Raw genomic sequence first — 19,330 nt, forward strand, 5'->3', positions numbered from 1 at the left:
CCCTGAACAACAGACACATTCAGGACTTGACCGTGCGGAGTTTTGTAATTGTCAATTACTGCCAACGGTGGATTATTTGTGACATTAATATTTGCTAAAGTTTCTGGTGAAGTAAAAGCCCCATCACTGACCGTGTAGGTAAAACTATCGAGTCCAACAAATCCCGGATTCGGAGTATAAGTAAACGAACCATCAGTATTCAATCCGAGAGTGCCATTGTTGGGATTTGTGACTTTAGTTGCCGTCAATACATCATCGTCAGAGTTGATGTCGTTGGCTAAAACTCCCTGAACAACAGACACATTCAGGACTTGACCGTGCGGAGTTTTGTAATTGTCAATTACTGCCAACGGTGGATTATTGGTTATGTTAATCACAAATGTCTGGTTTGCCGAAGTATCCAGGCCATCGTTAGCTTTACCGCCACTGTCTCTAAGGTTTAGAGTGATATTGGCAGCGCCAGTTGCACCCCCCGCCGGCGTAAAAGTCAGTTGTCCTAAAGAGTCGATCGCAGGTTGTACACTAAACAAAGCAGCCTTATCATTCCCTACCACTTGAAAAGCCACAGTTTGTCCAGTTGGTTCTGGTCCTGATTCGTTGGCGGGGCCTGGGGAAATGGCTGTAGCCCATCCAGGGATGGTTTGCGGGCCTGCGTTGTGGCTGGCGATGGGATCGACTCCTTTGACAAACGAGGGTGCATCGTTGACTGGATTAACTGTGATCGAACTTGTTAAACTATTAGTGCTAAACGGCGTTGTTCCACCAGTAACTGAAGCATTGACGCCCGCAGTACCGTTACCCACTCCGTTACTTCCATCCCACGCCCGAAAAGTAATTGTTGGTTCGCTTCCAGGTGTACTGTAATAGTCTGGGTTGGGTACAAACCGAACTTTCGCAGGCGTTTGCAGGGAAACCCGCGTCAGGTTGATGTTAGCTTGCGCCGAGGTTGTGTCGTCACCGAGGAATAGAAAATTAGGAGTTTCGTAAGGATCTATCAAGCCGCTAAATCCTGAATAATCGCGCAGCGGGCCCTCTAGTATGAGATTGCTGCCATTGGAAAGAAAGTATTTGTCACCTTGAACTCTGAGAGTGTAGTTAGTAGCAATATTGGTGTTATAAGGAACATTCTCTGCTGCAAGAAATAAGCCGTTGGTTTGTCCGCTTTGGTTGGGAGTAATGCCGTCGCCTTGTGCAAAGATATTGCCCGAAGTTGCAGATAGGCGCTGGAAACCAATTTCAATGGCTTTGCGATCGCTAGTAACGGCAACAATGCTAAAGCCCGCCCGCTCTGGACGAGTGCGGGATTCCGAGATCATTTGGAGATTAAAAGACAAGCTAAAGCCTGTAGTGCGATCGAGCGGGGGAAATGACGGATTTAAAGGATTATTTGTATAGCCAGCATAAATGCTATTGGCAGCAGTGCTGTTTAAATTAACTCCATTACCGTTAAAAAATTCGGAAGCTCTAGCGGTAGGAGGAGCAAGATTTAAGTTAGCCAAAGACAGCCAATTTTGAGAACTCGGAGTGTTACCAAGTAAGCCATTATAAAGAGGAGTCGGACCGAGCACTGTTGCTGAAGTTTCCGACAATGCACCGAAATTTGTCCAAGTATTGCCGTTAGTTGAAAATTGCCAATTGCCGTTAGTATTGTCTGCAGCGGTGACTGCAACACCCAAAGGATCGTCATTAGCGTCACTTCCTAACTCGCTAGTGAGGTTAAAAATACTAAAGCCTGTGTTATCGACGCTGGGTATATCTTCATTAATTGCGATCTGCGGATTAACATTAGTACCTGCCCAAGTCGGAGCAATGTTAATCGGCCGGTTGCGGAGACTGCTAATATAAATAGTATTAATTCCGCCGTTGGGCAAGCCCAAGGAGCCGGGACTATCTATAGTATAACTAGCAGTTCTGTTGATGCCGCCAATATCGCTCACAAACTCGACATTACCCCCGTTGCTTGGTGCTGGAATTTGCACCTTAGCTGCACTCCCAAAGGCTCCGTGTGTTCCTGATGTCCTCCAGGCGATCGAATCTACTGTATTGGTATTTGTAGTGCTAGCATTATCAACATAAACAACATCTGACTCCGCGAAATCCCCATGCAAATTTCCGGCTGGGAGCAGCTTTGTCAAAAATCCACCTTGGGGACTCAATCGAATGTTCCAATCGTTGTTTGTTCCCGACGGTATGGGGTTGTAGACAATCTCTTGATCAACAGGCGAACCGCCGATCGCAAGTATTGTTCCTGCTTTAAACACAGGAGCAATACTTGCCATATTAGTAAATCTGTACGCAGAATATTTTGCTAATGTTGTAGTTGTTGAATCCCCCACAAAATAGCTCTGAAGCTGAGTTGCACTTACATCTTCGGTCAACAGCAGTTCCACATACTCATTGCCCTGGAATTGCTCGTCCCGCCGGAATTCGTTAATAATTATCTGTCCCATCTAGATACACCTAAATTTGAAATGATTATGTATTAGCTGTCAACTACTGTCGCTGTTTTTTTACTGTTAAACTTAATTTGCGTAATTACACTGATATTAGTGTCCGTAAAGTTGCTTGTGAAGGTTATTTTTGTTACTAAAATAATATCTGGAGTGCTGACCCGTGTCAAGCAAAAGCTTGGATTATTGCGGAACTGCCGATCGGCGATCGAGAAGCAGCAATTTTTGCCTTAGTTAGCTGACTCAGTTGCTGCACAAAGTTAGCGCCCTTCTCCCCCGCCGCTACATCACACCCATAAAGCAAAATCTCTCCACTCTCTGCCAGGGCTCTCAACCAACGCTGCAATTTTTTACCATAACTTTTTAAATTTGTCAAGTTTAGATAGATCGCGCCTAGCAGCAAACTCGCGGGGTGGCCGTGGGAGATGATAGGAATGCTTTTGATATTGCTGCGACTCGCTAGCGCGACCGTGATTTGTTCTACTCCATCCCGCGCCGCATCGAGGGTAATAACTTCTGTCCCCGCTGCGATGCCGTTGCGGAGAGTTTGGCGATCGGGAAGGGCAGGGTCTAGAAAGGCGAGCGAACTAAAAACTGAGCCGATCAAATTTGGCACAATACACCTTTGGTTAGATGACGGTAGGAAAATTAAGACATATTTAGCTTAGCAAGTTCAAAAGTTAAATGTCATCAGTAAAATTAAAAATCAAGACGAAGGATACTAATTTTCCGTGAACCTGCCACAGAGGCATCTTGTAGAGGCGACTTTAGCCAGTAATTCCTTTAAAAAACCGATAATTCCGGTACAAAACCCGCCCTATCAAGGTTCGATCGCCAAAAGTTCTTCAGCAACCAATCCTTTCTGAATTGCGAGCACTGCAGCTTGAGTGCGATCGCGCACTTCTAACTTTTGCAAAATCGCGTGAACGTGAACCCGCACAGTCCCCGGAGCAATGTACAATATTTGTGCAATTTCCTGATTGCTTTTTCCCGCCGCAACTAAAGCCAAGATTTCCTGTTCTCGCTTCGTCAGCGGATTTTCCAAAACTTCCCATTTTGACCCAATTTTCACAGGTTCGGGATTAGCAAAAACCGCCCTAATTTCCGCAGTTGCCACCTGATCCCACCACGAAGCACCCGCTGCTATCGATCGAATTGCCAAAACCAAAGTTTCCGCCGCAATTCCCTTAAGGCAATAGCCCTGAGCTCCCGCTGCAATTAATCTTTCAATTAAGGATTTTTGAGAATGAGATGTTAAAATTAAAACCGGAATTGCTGGATGTCGATCTTTAATTTGGCGGCACGCTTCAATACCGCCAATTCCGGGCAAACCGACATCGAGAACTACCACATCGGGCAAGTGTTCCTGAGTCAATTCTACTGCTGTTTCGCCATCTTCTGCCTCGGCAATTACTTGCAAGCAACTTTCTTGCTGCAACCTGGTTTGCAGCCCCAACCGAAACAGTTCGTCGTCTTCAACTAGGAGAATTCGCAAGGGATAAGCTGGTTTCATTTCTGTGGGATAGCAGGGAGTCGGAATCCAAATAAAGCACCGTGTGGCAATTTATTTTCTGCCCAAATTATACCGCCGTGGGCGTCAATAATTTGGCGAGATAAGTATAATCCTAATCCCGAACCTTTGGCTTGCCGATCGCCGTTTCCTTGATAAAAACGCTCGAACAAGTGGGGCAGTTCATCGGCGGTAATTCCCAACCCGCTATCGATAACTTTCACCACCTGATAACTCGAATAAGATTCCATGATTATTTCTACTTTACCGCCGCGAGGAGAATGGTTAATTCCGTTTGTTAGCAAATTAACAAAAACGCGCTGGAGTTGAACCGCATCGCCCTTTACCCACAAAGAGCGACGGAAATCTGACTCTCCGTAACTCATACTAATGTAAACTCGGCGCGCCGCCGACAAATGGATGAGTGTTGCGATTACTTCTTCTGCCAAAGCTACTAAATTTACGGGCGCAAGTTGCAGTTTTAAACCTTCGGCATCGTTGCGGTAAACATCCAGCAGCGTTTCTACTAATTGTAGTGACATTTTGTGCGATCGCGCCATTGTTTCGAGAACTTTTTGCTGACTGGCGGTGACATTCCCAAATTTTGCTGACCCAAAAGCTTTAATTGTTTCTATCGCCCCCAGCATCGGCGTTTTTAAGTCGTGACTCAAAGTAGAGACAAAATCTTCTCGGATGCTTGCTAGCTGCTGCTGCGACTGCAACTCAGCTTTAGCGATCGCGATCGTCTCTTGGTACTGCTGGTTGCGATCGCTTAAATATCCCGTCACCCCTAAAGCCATGACTGCGATCAATCTATTTGCTACAGTTGCTAGGGCGATCGCTTCTCCAGGAGGAACAAACAAATTTAACAGCGTCAAAGCTGCCGCTACCAGCGTAATTTGTAACTTACCCAACCGACTCAAGCGCGAATTTGCCAATAAAATCGGCCCAGTGTACAAATACCCAAACAGATACTCCGACGGCGTAGTAAATTCCAGCACTACAACGATCGCAAATAAAATTGCGATCGACCACCTCCCCTGCAAATACTTCTCTTGAATTGCCAGGTTGTCTGTGATTTTTAATAAGCTGTTTAACATCCTTTATCCATCCATTTTATATTTTATATTTACACTCTACTCTCTGCCTTATACCTGCGGTTTTTCATCGCCAAAATTTGTCTCCTGTGACGCAAAAACAAGCGTTTAGATAACATCTATATCTGCAAGCATATATACTGCTAAATATTTAAACATTTGTCAGTCAGTGAAAATATATAGCAGCTAAGCATAACGGGTAAACGGAAACTTATACCTGCGGGCTGATTATCAAAAATCCTAACGGCAAGTATATTGATTTTTAAAAGCAGATTGCACTTTTAAGGAAGTATTGGCTCAGTTATGCTTGAAGGATTAATTCAAATCGCATTAACGCTAATCATTGTAGTAGCGATCGCCCCTATTTTTGGTAATTACATGGCGCGGGTGTACATGGGAGAACCAACTATTCTCGACCCCGCTATTAAACCCCTAGAACAACTCATCTATAAAGCCAGCAATATCCGGTCTATAGATTCGATGACAGGTTGGCAATATGCGCGATCGCTACTGTACAGCAATGCAGCAATGGGCATATTTGTTTTCCTAATTTTCATGCTTCAAGGAGTGCTGCCTTTAAATGCCACCGGCTTAAGTGCCCCAACCTGGGATACTGCGCTGCACACAACTATTTCATTCCTCACCAATACCGACCAACAGCATTATTCAGGCGAGACAACATTCACTTATTTATCCCAGTTAACCCTGGGTTTTTTAATGTTTACCTCAGCAGCTACAGGTTTAGCAGTAGGCATTGCTTTTATCCGGGGATTAACCGGCCGCCCCTTGGGCAACTTTTACATCGATTTAATTCAATCAATTACCAGGATTCTGCTACCCCTTTCTTTAATAATTGCCTTACTTTTGCTAATTTCAGGAGTGCCAGAAACCCTAGCAGGGCCGGCCGTAGCCCGTACATTAGAAGGAGGCACGCAAATAATGGCTCGCGGCCCAGTAGCTCACTTTGAAAGCATCAAACAACTGGGAGAAAATGGCGGCGGATTTTTTGCCATTAACTCGGCTCATCCCTTTGAAAATCCCAACCCTTTTACCAACCTGCTGGAAACACTAGCAATGGTTTCTATACCAGCAGCACTCATTCACACCTACGGCAGATTTGCCAACAACAAAAAGCAGGGATGGCTAATTTTTTGGATGGTGTTTACCATCTACGTTATCTTGATTGGCATTGCAGCGTTTGGCGAGTACGGCGGCAACCCTCAAATCAATAATTTACTGGGTTCGCAGCAGCCAAATTTAGAAGGAAAAGAAGTTAGATTTGGCTGGGCAGAAACTGCACTGTGGGCGGTGACTACCACTGGTACAATGTGCGGGGCCGTCAACGGAATGCACGATTCTTTAATGCCTCCCGGTGGTTTTGCTACTCTGTTTAATTTGTTTCTACAAATCGTTTGGGGCGGACAAGGAACGGGAACTGCTTACTTATTTATCTACTCAATTTTGAGCGTGTTTCTCACGGGCTTGATGGTGGGGAGAACGCCGGAATTTTTGGGACGCAAAATTGAGAAACGGGAAATTGTGTTAGCCAGCGTTGTTTTGTTAATTCACCCGATCGCAGTTTTAATCCCCGGTGCCATTTCCCTCGCATTTACCGACAGTTTGAGCGGCATCAGCAACCCCGGATTTCACGGCATTTCCCAGGTGATGTACGAATACGCTTCGGCGGCGGCTAACAACGGTTCGGGCTTCGAAGGATTGGCAGACTCTCAACCCGCCCCGACAGGAGTTTGGTGGAATTTAAGCACCTGTTTTAGTATGCTGTTGGGGCGCTACGTTCCAATTATTGCCCTGCTACTTTTAGCCGACAGCATGACGAACAAACAACTGGTTCCCGAAACAACGGGTACTCTCAGAACCGATTCAGTTTTGTTCACCAGCGTCACCGCAGGAGTAATATTAATACTAGGCGCGCTGACATTTTTCCCAGTTTTGGCTTTAGGGCCAATTGCCGAAGGATATGAAATTAGCAACAGCAAATTTGAACCAGCATCGATAACTGTACCCACAACACCTTTAGCAACACCAACTCCTCCATCTCAATAGCGAAAATTCTCAACCTCACTATTCTCTCTCTCTGCGTTCTCTGTGTTCTCTGTGGTTCATTAAAAATCCCAAATCGACATGACCTCATCCCATACTCCAGATTCCCCAAAAAAACCTCCGAGAGGCTCTCGCGAGTCTCGCAAGCATACGCCAAAAGCAAATACTAAAGGCCTGTATCAAAGAGCTTTTAAAGAAGCTTTTGTCAAGCTAAACCCGCAGGTGATGCTAAAAAATCCGGTGATGTTTGTGGTGTGGGTTGGCACAATTGTGACTGCATTATTAACGATCGACCCAACGCTGTTCGGCCCGGTTCCTGGCAACAATCAGAGAGTTTTCAACGGTTTAGTAACGTTTATTTTGTTCTTTACTTTGGTATTTGCTAATTTTGCCGAAGCGATAGCAGAAGGGCGGGGGAAAGCGCAAGCAGATGCACTGCGATCGACCAAAGCCGACACAACAGCCCGCAAACTCCTACCAGACGGTTCAATTCAAGAAGTGAGTTCGACATCCCTGAGACGCGGCGACCAAATTAAAGTGATCGCAGGCGATGTCATTCCCGCCGACGGCGAAGTGATCGCAGGTGTCGCCTCGGTGGATGAATCTGCGATCACTGGCGAATCCGCGCCGGTGCTCAAGGAACCGGGTTCGGACATCGCCAGTTCCGTCACCGGCGGCACACGCATCCTTTCCGACGAATTGACGCTGCGGGTGATGGCCGACCCCGGTAAGGGGTTTTTGGACAGGATGATCGCGCTGGTAGAGGGCGCAGAACGATCGAAAACGCCGAACGAGATCGCGCTGACGGTGCTGCTAGCGGTGCTGACGCTGGTGTTTTTGATTGTGGTTTCGACGATTCCGCCCGTGGGAAATTACGTGAAAACCCCTGTGGGCGTGGTGACGCTGATTTCGCTGCTGGTGGCGCTGATTCCAACAACCATTGGAGGTTTGCTGAGCGCGATCGGCATTGCGGGCATGGATCGCGTCGCTCAGTTTAACGTGATAGCGACCTCTGGGCGCGCCGTGGAGGCTTGCGGCGACGTAAATACGCTGATTTTGGACAAAACCGGGACGATCACGCTGGGGAACCGTTTAGCTGAGGAATTCATTCCGGTCAACGGTCACTCGCTGCAAGAAGTGGCGCAGGTAGCCCTGGATGCGAGTGTGTTTGACGATACTCCAGAGGGAAAGTCGATCGTCCGTTTGGCTCAGAATTTGGGCGCACAGGTGGATTTCGATCGCGCTAACGCTACTGGGCTTGATTTTTCCGCAAAAACGCGGATGTCTGGCACGGATTTGCCCGATGGGACGGAGGTTCGCAAGGGTGCGGTGGATGCGGTGAAGGGTTTTGTGCGATCGCGCGGCGGCAATTTCGGGCCGGATCTCGACGCAGCTTACGAGCGAGTTTCCCGCTTGGGAGGCACACCCTTAGCTGTTTGTCAAGGTAACGACACCTACGGCATTATCTATTTGAAAGATGTGATTAAACCGGGAATTCGCGATCGGTTTGACCAACTGCGAAAAATGGGAATTCGCACCATTATGCTCACCGGAGATAACCGAATTACAGCATCAGTAATTGCCGCTGAAGCCGGCGTTGACGACTTCATTGCCGAAGCAACTCCCGAGGACAAAATCGATGTAATTCGCAAGCAACAAGCCGAGGGCAAATTAGTCGCAATGACGGGAGACGGAACCAACGACGCACCCGCACTAGCACAAGCAAACGTAGGACTGGCGATGAATTCGGGAACCCAAGCAGCGAAGGAAGCTGCGAACATGGTGGACTTAGATTCTGACCCCACAAAACTAATTGACTTAGTGACAATCGGTAAACAATTGCTGATTACTCGCGGCGCGCTGACTACATTTTCCCTAGCCAACGATATCGCAAAATATTTTGCAATTATTCCCGCCATGTTTGCCCCCGTAGGCGCATTAAACGTCATGGGTTTAGCCAGCGGTCAATCGGCGGTTTTGTCTGCATTAGTTTACAATGCTTTGATTATTCCCGCTTTGATTCCCCTAGCATTAACCGGGGTAAAATTTCGACCTTTGAGCGCCAACCAACTGTTGCAGCGGAACATTTTAATCTACGGATTGGGCGGGGCAGTCGCGCCGTTTATTGCCATCAAAATTATTGATGTTTTGATTACCGCCGTTGGGCTAGCATAGATCGGGAAAGACGGATTAATCTCGTTCCCCGGCTCTGCCGAGGAACGCAGATCCAGAGGCTATGCCTCGATTTTCCCACAAAAATCATCCAATAGAAAGACCGATATTTATTCCCAAAATAAGGATAATTCATGAAACGGAATGATTTGCTGAATGATATTTTTCATAGAGATTTCCAAGAAATTCTTGAGTTAGCTCAAAGGCTTTGGCAGCGCCACCCAATCCCGGTGCAGCTATTTCTAGTAATGTGTTTCAATGCTATAGTTGCCCCCGCTGTCTACGCTGCTGCGGGCGAAGATTTGACCCGAAAAGCTGTCTGGGGTTTAAGTCTCCTAGGTTTGGTGATTATCGCCCTTTCTATTTACTTGTTCGTAGTCATCTTTCAGCCGGAAAGATTTTAGTCAATAATTAACCCTTAGCAAATAACCGATCGAGGTAATTTATGAGAGAAATAATTAGAGCCATTCGCCTTACCCTGGTTTTGTGGGGAATTACAGCCATTATTTACCCTTTAATCTTGCTAGTAATCGGCCAAATTGCTTTTAATTCCCAGGCAAACGGCAGCTTAATTACCAACCAAGGAGTTGTAGTTGGCTCTGCTTTAATCGGTCAGCCTTTCTCCTCAGAAATATATTTTTGGGGTCGTCCCAGCACCACCAATTACAGCAGCTTTGCGACAGAAAACTACGATCCGACAAAGGGAGAAAATGTTAGTCAAAGAACAGGCGTTTCTGGTGCTAGCAACCTTGCCCCCAGTAACTCTGATTTGCTGAAACGAGGTAATGAGAAAGATGGTTTTCAGGGGGTGCAAATTGAATTATACCGCCTCAACAAAGCTGGTATCAAACCGACTACAGATTTAGTCTACACCTCGGGTTCTAGCCTCGATCCGCACATTAGCGTAGAGGCAGCTCGATCGCAAATTCAGCGGATAGCAACGGTGCGATCGCTCAATATCAATCAAGTAGAAATGTTGGTATCCAAAAATACAGATGGCAGATTTCTCGGCATTTTCGGCGAACCGGGAGTTAACGTCCTCAAACTGAATTTGGCTCTAGACCGTTTACAATAGTCATTAGTCATTAGTCATTAGTCATTAGTCATTAGTCATTAGTTATGAGTTATGAGTTATTTGTTATTAGTTATTTGTAGCAACAGACAACTGACAACAGACAACTGACAACAGACAACTGACAACTGACAATCGCTAACTGACAATCGCTAACTGACAACTGACAACTGACAACTGACAACTGACAACAGACAACAGACAACTGACAACTCAGCTATGATTCACTCTAGCGAACTTACTAACAATCCAGACGCGGTTTATGCCCAACCTAACCGCACTTACGATCGCACCCCCCGCCGGGGAAAGCACAAAATATTTATCGGCATGGCCCCCGGTGTCGGCAAAACTTTCCGAATGCTAGAAGAAGGGCACAGCCTGAAATCTGAAGGCATCGATGTGGTAATTGGACTGTTAGAAACTCACGGCCGGAAAGAGACAGCGGCTAAAGCAGAAGAACTGGAAATAGTACCCAAAAAACAACTGCGGCGCGGCGAAATAATGCTCAACGAAATGGATACGGATGCTGTCATAGAACGCCGTCCTCAATTAGCATTAATAGACGAACTCGCTCATACAAACATTCCGGGTTCTCTGCGAGAAAAACGATATCAAGATGTTGAAGAAATTCTCAAGGCTGGGATAGATGTTTTCTCCACCCTCAACATTCAGCACATAGAAAGTCTTAACGATTTAGTAGCTCGAATTACCGGAGTTGTAGTGCGAGAGCGAGTGCCCGATCGCGTCCTCGAAGATGCTGACGAAATAGTCGTTGTCGATGTCACGCCGGAAACTTTAGAAGAAAGGTTGCTAGAAGGCAAAATTTATGCCCCCGAAAAAATTGAACAATCTTTAGAAAACTTTTTTCAGCGCCGTCATTTAATCGCTTTGCGAGAACTAGCCCTGCGAGAAGTCGCAGACAATGTAGAAGACGACGCAGCAACTTTAAAAGGTCAATCTTGCAACATTCACGAACGAGTTTTAGTGTGCATCTCGACTTATCCGAACTCCTTGCAACTGCTGCGGCGAGGCGCGAGGATTGCGAGCTACATGAATGCCCCATTTTATGCTGTGTTTGTCAACGATCCAGACCGATTTTTAACAAAAGCAGAAAGCTTGCACGTTGAAACTTGTGAGAAACTGTGTCAAGAATTTAACGGGAAATTTTTGCGGGTAAACGGCACTAATATAGCCAAAGCGATTTCCGAGGTAGCTAAACAGTATCGCGTTACTCAAATTGTGATCGGCGAAAGCCAGCAATCCCGCTGGAAATTGCTGCTGCGGGGTTCTTTGACTCAACAGTTAGTGCGATCGCTCAAACACGTAGATTTGCACATCATCGCTACTGAAAAAAGTGGTCTTTCTAATTAATTATTAGTCTTCAGTCATTAGTCATTAGTCATGAGTCGGATGAGATCCGGTAAATTAACCATAATACTTGTAGGGGCGGGTTTCACCAACAATCTCTAATTCCCACTAACAATCTATATAAACCCGCCCACACCACTTTCGGAGGATAGCTGAATCTAGCGGACGACGGATGCGCTCGAAGCTTTTACCTGTCAAAATTGCACTTGCTAGATCTGATTAAAAGTGCGATCGCTATGGTGGATGATTACATTCTCAACTTGCTAGTTATTGGCATCCTCCTGCTTACCGTTACCTTGGGTTCCGGCTGGATTTCGCGATTGCCTCTATCTTATGCCTTAATTTATCTAATTGTCGGTATCGGATTGGGGCCCTACGGCGTCAAGCTGATTGACTTGCGCCCCGAAGCTCAATTTTTAGAAAGACTTACAGAATTTGTAGTTATTGTTTCTCTGTTCAGTTGCGGCTTAAAAATGAATCGCCCCCTGCAATTTTGGGCTTGGAATTCCACAGTGAGGCTGATCGGTTTTTTAATGCCCATTTCTATTTTTGCAGTGGCCGCCATCGGTCATTGGTTTGTGAAATTAGATTGGGGCCCGGCGATTTTACTGGGAGCAATTCTCGCTCCCACCGATCCAGTTTTAGCCTCAGAAGTTCAGTTAGCTCATCTAGACGATCGCGATGAATTGCGCTTTGGTTTAACATCAGAAGGCGGTTTAAACGATGCTTTAGCTTTTCCCTTTGTTTATTTCGGCATTTATTCGCTAAAAGATAACAACTGGTCGAACTGGTTTTCGCAGTGGGTAGCAGTTGACTTGATTTGGGCGATCGCCGCAGGTATCGTTATGGGAATTTTAGTAGCTAAAGCCGTCACCTGGATCGATCGGCAACTCCAACACTATCGACCGGCCGATCAATTAATGGAAGATTTCATTGCTCTCAGCACAATTCTGCTCACCTATTCCCTCACAGAAGTAGTCAACGGCTACGGATTTCTCGCAGTTTTTGTAGCAGGAATTGTCGTGCAGGGGAGTTACCGCAACCCAGAAAAACCGCTTTCCCAACTGCACTTTACCGAGCGCATAGAAAAGTTAATGGAAGTAGCAACTATTTTACTATTAGGTTCGCTTTTGCGCCTAGAGCCTATGTTGGCTTATGGAGGATACTCCCTCTTAGTAGCTGGATTGTTAATTTTTTTAATCCGGCCTGTGGGAGCTTGGATTAGTACGATCGGCAGTCCTTTACATCCCGCCAACCGCTGGCTTTACGGTTGGTTCGGCATTCGTGGTGTCGGTTCTATCTATTATCTTACCTATGCTTTGGGTAAAGGTTTGAAGGGCGAAACCGCCGAAAAAATTGCCTGGATTACCTTTACAACCATCGTACTTTCTGTGATTTTGCACGGTATTAGTTCCACCCCGTTAATGAACTGGTACGAGCGCCGCATCAAACCTAAAGTACCGGATTTAATTTAATTCAGTAAGGTGCGTGACTTTAATAGTCCTAGACGCAACTGTCACACAACAATCGACTTGTAGGGTGCGTCAGGCGAAGTTCTCTAACGGCGATAGGGAATTTCGGGAGCTGACGCACCTTACTATATAATCTAAAATGACTTGTACGGTGCGTCAGGCGAAGTTCTCTAACGACACCAAAAGAAAATAAGATTATAATTTTTTCGCTAACTCTAATATAAAGGTTCGCCGAATCAAACATGGATAGATTTGAATTTCAGCTAGCAATGCTGCAAAAAGGAGCAGAGGAACTAGAGAAAAAAATAGCTAACTTTACAACAATTTTGATGCAATTAAAAACGGCGGCAATTACCATTTGGCTAGCGTTGATTGGTTGGGTTTTTACAAGCAAAATAGATGGGTTGGTTCCCCTAGGATACGTTATAATTTTTGGTTTCTGGTTTTTAGAAGCTACCTACTGGAAGGTGCAATTTTATTACATGCAAAGAGCCAATGCAATCACCCAATTCTTGAATAATGAAAGCGCCTTAGATAAAAGTTTTGATACTCGCTCAATTCCGGAAGGTCTTGTTCACCCGCTCGGTTCATTAAAAACAATTAAAATGCCTTCTTTATGGAGAGCTATCTGTACTCCATCAATCTATATTTTTTATACCTTTTTGTTTGTTGTTAATTCGATCGTTTGGTTAATAACTCTTAAAACAGCCCTCTAACTGGGTAAGATCCCAATGTGCGAGCGATCGGACAATATCTTCCATCCCAACTAACTACAAGTGTAAATTGGATGTTCATCAATTTGCTTACTACTCCAAAAAACGGTTGCTTGCTGTATCGTTTGGGTTAAGAGTTTGCCTGTTCTCTCCTCAATACTCTGTTAGTTATTTTCACATAACCAGAACTGTTCGCGATCAACTTCTACTACGACAGCAACCTCTTATATTCAGGACTTAGGCAACTGGCATACTAAAATCAAGCTGTAGGGTGCGTCAGGTGAATTTCTAGAACGATTATTGAGGGTTTAAAAATCTGACGCACCTTACTAATTGTGACTCTTTCCAATTTTAAAAGGACACGGAACTGCCGTGTCCTTACCTAATCTAGGAATTTCACGAAATACTCTAAACAGGTTTCACCCCAACTAATAAAGCGAGTTCCCGCCATTTCCAATAACAGTCTGCATCGGTAAAACCAATTTCTCTAAACCAGCGCAATTGCGTTTCGACATCCAGCAATTTATTAGACGGATCATCGGGCGAATCGCTAATACCGATCGCCTCTCGAAATTTATCATGCAAAGCGGGAGTTGGTGACGCTACGTGCTCCAAATTGCAAAAAATGCCTCCGGGCTCCAAAAGCTCGAAAATCTCAGTGTAAAGCGAACGTTTGCGATCGTCTGCTACATGATGAATCGCAAAACTAGAAACAACCGCATCAAACTTGCCCAAATCCGGTAAGGATTCATCAAAATTGTGCTCGATTACCCTGACATTCTGGTCATCAGCAAAGCGAATTCTGGCTTTTTCCAGCATTGTCTGCGAAAAGTCGATCGCCACACATTCAACATTTGGTCGATCGCACTTAAGCAGACCCAGCAACCGCCCGTCTCCCGTGCCCACATCCAGAATTCGCTTCACATTTTTCGGCACTTCCTCCAACAAAACCGCTTCACCTTCAGTGCGGTGAGGAATTCCATCAGCTTTAGCAAGATACCACAAAGCGTGTTCCGCCGAAGTCCAAAGATTCACTTGACTCATAATTGTTTAATCCTCATAAACCTCGCCATTTTTGCGAGTAAAAATCCAACTATTCCCGTTAGCTTTCGCAATTAGATCGTCATCGGGATATTCGGCACTATCTCCCGGAGTGCGATCGCCAATTTCGAGATAAACAACATCTGCATTCGAGCGGTTGACTAAATGATGGCCGTCTGCATCCCCAGCCGGAAAACCCGCCGCCATACCCGGTGTCAGCACTTGCTCTCCCGAATTTGCAATCAGAGTAACTTCCCCTTCCAGAACATAGATTAACTCATCTTGACGGGTATGCCAGTGCCTGAGAGCAGAACAACTTCCCGGTGCCAGCCTCACCAAATTTACCCCAAAATTCTGCAATCCGGCAGCATCGCCCAAGCGTTTTTTAACTCTCCCGGCAACAGCAGATTGGAATTGCTGAGGGTACTTGGAACCCGTAATTTCCGGCACATCTTTAGGATCGATAATCATAAAACCTTCCTTTCACCAATTGCCCACTCTTATCAAAAAAAAATCACCTATTCCAAAGGTTTCAAAGTAGTAGGATTTTCCCGAATCGGTTTAATAAAACGGCTGTTCGCCCGCACAAAACAATTACCCTTATCAGTGGAAATCGGCAGCCAAGGTTTACCATGAGAGTCAGAAATCATAATTTGATTAGCATTATTTCCTGTCACCGCTTGCAATCTTTTTCCGCGCCGAAACGCAGTCACCACAGGCCACTGCGAAACATTGTGTTTATTTCTTTCAAACAACTCAGCAGGTGCATCCAAACCGTCTACAGAAATTGATCGAAATCTCTGAGCCATGCGGCAATTCAACCCTTGAGAATCAGAGTCAACAACCACCCAATTTACCTGCCGGTTGCCCCGCTGTCTCGCAGGCGGAACCGGATAATCACCTTGCTTGTTAGCAACAGGTACAGCTAAGGCTAAATTAGTCCCCATTCCTAAAATCCCAGCCACTGCCAGAAAGACAATTCTAATTTCTGCTTTCATTGCTACCAAAAATCCTTTAATTCGAGCTAATTACAATTTTATAGCTGCAGCCACCTCCCCGTCAGTTCCGCATCCCACCTCCGACAGTTCCCGCAAGCCATTAAGAATGTGTTATAAATATTGAGATTCATTAAGAAATATTGCTAAAATGCTCGTTTCCTCCTCCGGCGTCAGCAAACTCAAGGAATCTTTAAAAGAAAAAGTATTCTTTGGGAATGAGCCAACCCCCGAACTCATAGCCATCTTACTGATTTACTTCGTCCAAGGTATTCTCGGACTCGCCCGCTTAGCCGTCAGCTTCTTTCTCAAAGACGAACTCGGCATGAGTCCGGCAGAAGTCTCGGCAATGCTGGGTGTCGTCGCCCTGCCTTGGATTATCAAACCCGTGTTCGGCTTCATGTCCGACGGTTTGCCGATATTCGGCTACCGCAGACGCCCTTACATCGTCCTCTCCGGGCTGCTGGGAACTGCAGCATGGGTGAGCCTCGCAACAATTGTACACACACCGCTTGCCGCTACAGGCGCGATCGCCCTGAGTTCCCTCTCCCTCGCCGTCAGCGACGTAATCGCCGACTCCCTGGTAGTCGAAAGGGCAAGAAAAGAATCCGTTACCGACGCCGGTTCCCTGCAATCCTTGTCTTGGGGCGCTGCAGCCCTCGGCGGACTAATTACCGCCTACCTCAGCGGTTCCCTACTGCAACACTTCAGCACTCACACAATATTTTTAATCACCGCATCTTTCCCGCTAATTGTATCAGCAACAGCTTGGTTAATTGCCGAAGAAAAAACCAGCAAAAGAACCGACTTAGAAACAGTAAAAGACCAATTCAAACAACTACGGCAAGCTATTACCCAAAAAACAATTTGGTTACCCACCGCCTTTCTCTTCCTCTGGCAAGCCACCCCAAGCTCAGACTCCGCCTTCTTCTTTTTCACCACTAATGAATTAGGCTTTCAACCAGAGTTTCTCGGCCGAGTGCGCCTCGTTACCAGCATTGCCGCCCTCGCCGGCGTCTGGCTGTTTCAACGCTTCCTCAAAACAGTTCCATTTCGAGTAATTTTTGGCTGGTCAACAGTCATTGCGACAGCTTTGGGCATGACTACTTTATTATTAGTAACTCATGCGAACAGAGCTTTGGGAATTGACGATCAATGGTTCAGCATCGGAGACAGCCTGATCCTGACAGTAATCGGACAAATTGCTTATATGCCCGTGCTGGTACTCTCCGCCCGGTTGTGTCCCCCCGGCGTCGAAGCAACTTTATTTGCGCTGCTGATGTCAATCACAAATTTAGCAGGACTTTTGTCCCACGAAGGCGGTGCACTTTTGACCCACTTGCTAGGAATTACCGATCGCAATTTCGATAACCTCTGGCTGCTAATAGTCATCACAAACCTGTCCACACTTCTGCCCCTACCCTTCTTAAATTGGCTGCCCGCCGACAGTACAGAAAGCAGCGATCCAAACAATCAAAAGTCTCTTCCCGTATTAGAACCAGAACCGGGCAGTTCCAAACCAGGCGGACAGCATTTCATGCCCGAATACTTTCCCGACTTAGTACCGACAGTAAGGTCACAAAGTCGCACCGCAGACAGCAAATAAAGGCAGGCACACAGGGATTTTGATAGAGATACACGGATGAATTTAACTGTGTTGCCTAACTCTCCGAATTTCCTTCTCTCTGCGCCCTCTGTGTTCTCTGCGGTTAAATCAAGAAAAGCTTATTATACTCATGCAAAAATTACAGATTTCCCAACCTCAAACAGCCGCCAAAAACGTATCATACGATCGCACAGACTGGCAGCGCGGCTACGAATCCCAACCCAACGAATCCGACTACTGGATTGACGACATAGAAGGCGAAATCCCCGCCGGCTTGCAAGGCACATTCTTTCGCAACGGGCCCGGATTATTGGATGTCAACGGCCAGCGCATCCACCACCCGTTTGACGGCGACGGGATGATTTGTGCGATCGCAATATCCGAAGGCCGCGCCCATTTCCGCAACCGATTCGTCCGCACAGAAGGCTATCTAGCCGAACAAAAAGCCGGAAAAATCCTCCACCGAGGCGTTTTCGGCACACAAAAGCCAGGGGGCCCGCTGGCCAACATCTTTGATGTCAAAATCAAAAACATTGCCAACACTAACATCATTTATTGGGGCGACAAACTGCTAGCACTTTGGGAAGCCGCACAGCCCTACAGACTCGACCCACGCACCCTAGAAACACTCGGCTTAGATACTCTAGACGGGATCTTGGAACCCGGTGAAGCCTTCGCCGCCCACCCCAGAATTGAAAAAGGGAAAAATGCCAAAGGAGACAGATTAGTAAACTTTTCCGTCAAGCCCGGTTTGTCGAGTACCATCACGATTTACGAATTCGACGAAAGTGGCAAACTTTTGCAGCGTCACGCCCATGCAATACCGGGTTTTGCCTTCCTGCACGACATGGTAATTACCCCGAATTACTGCATATTCTTCCAAAATCCCGTCTCATTTAATCCTCTACCATTCGTGTTAGGATTTCGGAGTGCATCCCAGTGCATTCAATTTTCGCCAAACAAGCCAACGCAAGCAATTTTAATTCCCCGCAACGGCACTGACGAGGTGAAGATATTAGAAACTGAACCTTGTTTTGTCTTCCACCACTGCAACGCCTGGGAAGAAGGAGACGAAGTTTTTGTAGATTCAGTTTGTTACGAATCATTTCCAACTGTAGAAGCAGACGGCGATTTTCGCGAGGTTGATTTTGAGAGCATTCCAGCGGGCGAATTGTGGCGGTTTAAGTTAAATTTGCAAGACAACACCGTGCACCATCAAGTTGTTGAAACTCGGTGCTGCGAGTTTCCCACTTTGCATCCCAATAATGTTGGACAACCTTACCGATATCTTTACATCGGTGCTGCTGATGCTCCCACGGGAAATGCTCCTTTGCAAGCTATCCTCAAAATTGATTTCGTGACTGGTGAAAGGCAAATTTGGAGTGCCGCACCACGTGGTTTTGCGGGGGAACCGGTGTTTGTTACCCGTGGTTCAGGCGTCTCGCCTGAAGGTGCAACGGCGGAGGATGACGGCTGGCTGCTGGTTTTAATGTATGATGCAGCTAATCATCGATCGACCTTAGTGATTTTAGATGCTCGCGACATCACCAAAGGCCCTGTAGCGCGACTGCATTTAAAACAGCACATTCCCTACGGTTTACACGGAAGTTTCACACCAAATGTACTGCTTCCTCTCGGTTCGTAGTTGCGCGTTGATTCGCCTGGTTCTTGCGCCGATGATCGCCACAGCCCGCCGGGGGTTTTCAACCCCCCGGCTCACAGCGAAAGTCCTCTAAAAGAGGACTAAAACCAACATTTATTATCGATCGGGTT

At 46.3% G+C, this 19,330-nt stretch carries 16 protein-coding genes; 9 read left to right on the plus strand and 7 right to left on the minus strand.

What is annotated here, in order from left to right; translation table 11 throughout:
- The 4 genes from QUB24_RS01850 to QUB24_RS01865 form a co-directional block, all read right to left on the minus strand.
- On the minus strand, positions 1-2,450 hold a 2,450-nt coding region (locus QUB24_RS01850; protein ID WP_333150068.1), incomplete at its 3' end, for an Ig-like domain-containing protein.
- Between the two features lie 166 nt (positions 2,451-2,616).
- Positions 2,617-3,066, minus strand: a complete 450-nt coding sequence (locus QUB24_RS01855) for a DUF4347 domain-containing protein (protein ID WP_333150070.1) — start codon at positions 3,064-3,066, stop codon at positions 2,617-2,619.
- Between the two features lie 204 nt (positions 3,067-3,270).
- Positions 3,271-3,963 (minus strand): response regulator transcription factor, encoded by a 693-nt coding sequence (locus QUB24_RS01860; protein WP_333150072.1) that lies wholly within the window; start codon positions 3,961-3,963, stop codon positions 3,271-3,273.
- On the minus strand, positions 3,960-5,060 hold the full coding sequence (locus QUB24_RS01865; RefSeq protein WP_333150074.1) for a HAMP domain-containing sensor histidine kinase: 1,101 nt from the start codon (positions 5,058-5,060) through the stop codon (positions 3,960-3,962). The genes QUB24_RS01860 and QUB24_RS01865 overlap by 4 nt, the downstream gene beginning before the upstream one ends.
- A 300-nt stretch (positions 5,061-5,360) precedes the next feature.
- Between QUB24_RS01865 and kdpA the strand changes: the two genes are divergently transcribed.
- The 7 genes from kdpA to QUB24_RS01900 all read left to right on the plus strand — a co-directional run bounded on the left by kdpA (position 5,361) and on the right by QUB24_RS01900 (position 13,918).
- On the plus strand, positions 5,361-7,121 hold the full coding sequence (gene kdpA, locus QUB24_RS01870; protein WP_333150076.1) for a potassium-transporting ATPase subunit KdpA: 1,761 nt from the start codon (positions 5,361-5,363) through the stop codon (positions 7,119-7,121).
- Positions 7,122-7,199: 78 nt separating this feature from the next.
- Positions 7,200-9,293, plus strand: a complete 2,094-nt coding sequence (gene kdpB, locus QUB24_RS01875; protein WP_333150078.1) for a potassium-transporting ATPase subunit KdpB — start codon at positions 7,200-7,202, stop codon at positions 9,291-9,293.
- Positions 9,294-9,424: 131 nt separating this feature from the next.
- The gene (kdpF, locus tag QUB24_RS01880) at positions 9,425-9,694 is read left to right on the plus strand and encodes a K(+)-transporting ATPase subunit F (protein WP_333150081.1); all 270 of its coding nucleotides are present in this window, start codon (positions 9,425-9,427) and stop codon (positions 9,692-9,694) included.
- Between the two features lie 41 nt (positions 9,695-9,735).
- Entirely contained in the window at positions 9,736-10,365 is a 630-nt protein-coding gene (gene kdpC / locus QUB24_RS01885; protein WP_333150083.1) for a K(+)-transporting ATPase subunit C, read from the plus strand.
- A 216-nt stretch (positions 10,366-10,581) separates the two neighbouring features.
- On the plus strand, positions 10,582-11,733 hold the full coding sequence (locus QUB24_RS01890; protein WP_333150085.1) for a universal stress protein: 1,152 nt from the start codon (positions 10,582-10,584) through the stop codon (positions 11,731-11,733).
- Positions 11,734-11,936: 203 nt separating this feature from the next.
- Positions 11,937-13,205, plus strand: coding sequence for a sodium:proton antiporter (locus QUB24_RS01895; protein WP_333150087.1), 1,269 nt, complete (start codon positions 11,937-11,939; stop codon positions 13,203-13,205).
- Between the two features lie 239 nt (positions 13,206-13,444).
- Positions 13,445-13,918: a hypothetical protein gene (locus QUB24_RS01900; protein ID WP_333150089.1), complete on the plus strand. Its 474-nt coding sequence runs from the start codon at positions 13,445-13,447 to the stop codon at positions 13,916-13,918.
- Between the two features lie 405 nt (positions 13,919-14,323).
- On the opposite strand, the gene QUB24_RS01905 is transcribed toward QUB24_RS01900, so the two are convergent.
- The 3 genes from QUB24_RS01905 to QUB24_RS01915 are packed head-to-tail and all read right to left on the minus strand — an operon-like array spanning position 14,324 to position 15,954.
- Entirely contained in the window at positions 14,324-14,959 is a 636-nt protein-coding gene (locus tag QUB24_RS01905; RefSeq protein WP_333150091.1) for a class I SAM-dependent methyltransferase, read from the minus strand.
- A gap of 6 nt (positions 14,960-14,965) precedes the next feature.
- A complete protein-coding gene (locus QUB24_RS01910; RefSeq protein ID WP_333150093.1) occupies positions 14,966-15,427 on the minus strand; it encodes a cupin domain-containing protein in 462 nt (153 codons plus the stop codon).
- 47 nt (positions 15,428-15,474) lie between these two features.
- Positions 15,475-15,954, minus strand: coding sequence for a hypothetical protein (locus QUB24_RS01915; protein WP_333150095.1), 480 nt, complete (start codon positions 15,952-15,954; stop codon positions 15,475-15,477).
- A gap of 148 nt (positions 15,955-16,102) precedes the next feature.
- Between QUB24_RS01915 and QUB24_RS01920 the strand changes: the two genes are divergently transcribed.
- Positions 16,103-17,557: a folate/biopterin family MFS transporter gene (locus QUB24_RS01920; RefSeq protein WP_333150097.1), complete on the plus strand. Its 1,455-nt coding sequence runs from the start codon at positions 16,103-16,105 to the stop codon at positions 17,555-17,557.
- A 130-nt stretch (positions 17,558-17,687) separates the two neighbouring features.
- A complete protein-coding gene (locus QUB24_RS01925; RefSeq protein ID WP_333150099.1) occupies positions 17,688-19,202 on the plus strand; it encodes a carotenoid oxygenase family protein in 1,515 nt (504 codons plus the stop codon).
- Positions 19,203-19,330 lie beyond the last annotated feature (128 nt).

It is taken from the genome of Microcoleus sp. B9-D4 (assembly GCF_036705105.1).
Taxonomy (GTDB): Bacteria; Cyanobacteriota; Cyanobacteriia; order Cyanobacteriales; family Microcoleaceae; genus Microcoleus.

What these genes read in the sequence shown, in the direction of transcription:
- QUB24_RS01860 (WP_333150072.1), bottom strand. Translation starts at nt 3,963, where the DNA reads ATGAAACCAGCTTATCCCTTGCGAATTCTCCTAGTTGAAGACGACGAA.
- QUB24_RS01865 (WP_333150074.1), bottom strand. Translation starts at nt 5,060, where the DNA reads ATGTTAAACAGCTTATTAAAAATCACAGACAACCTGGCAATTCAAGAG.
- kdpA (WP_333150076.1), top strand. Translation starts at nt 5,361, where the DNA reads ATGCTTGAAGGATTAATTCAAATCGCATTAACGCTAATCATTGTAGTA.
- kdpB (WP_333150078.1), top strand. Translation starts at nt 7,200, where the DNA reads ATGACCTCATCCCATACTCCAGATTCCCCAAAAAAACCTCCGAGAGGC.
- kdpF (WP_333150081.1), top strand. Translation starts at nt 9,425, where the DNA reads ATGAAACGGAATGATTTGCTGAATGATATTTTTCATAGAGATTTCCAA.
- kdpC (WP_333150083.1), top strand. Translation starts at nt 9,736, where the DNA reads ATGAGAGAAATAATTAGAGCCATTCGCCTTACCCTGGTTTTGTGGGGA.
- QUB24_RS01890 (WP_333150085.1), top strand. Translation starts at nt 10,582, where the DNA reads ATGATTCACTCTAGCGAACTTACTAACAATCCAGACGCGGTTTATGCC.
- QUB24_RS01900 (WP_333150089.1), top strand. Translation starts at nt 13,445, where the DNA reads ATGGATAGATTTGAATTTCAGCTAGCAATGCTGCAAAAAGGAGCAGAG.
- QUB24_RS01905 (WP_333150091.1), bottom strand. Translation starts at nt 14,959, where the DNA reads ATGAGTCAAGTGAATCTTTGGACTTCGGCGGAACACGCTTTGTGGTAT.
- QUB24_RS01910 (WP_333150093.1), bottom strand. Translation starts at nt 15,427, where the DNA reads ATGATTATCGATCCTAAAGATGTGCCGGAAATTACGGGTTCCAAGTAC.
- QUB24_RS01915 (WP_333150095.1), bottom strand. Translation starts at nt 15,954, where the DNA reads ATGAAAGCAGAAATTAGAATTGTCTTTCTGGCAGTGGCTGGGATTTTA.
- QUB24_RS01920 (WP_333150097.1), top strand. Translation starts at nt 16,103, where the DNA reads ATGCTCGTTTCCTCCTCCGGCGTCAGCAAACTCAAGGAATCTTTAAAA.
- QUB24_RS01925 (WP_333150099.1), top strand. Translation starts at nt 17,688, where the DNA reads ATGCAAAAATTACAGATTTCCCAACCTCAAACAGCCGCCAAAAACGTA.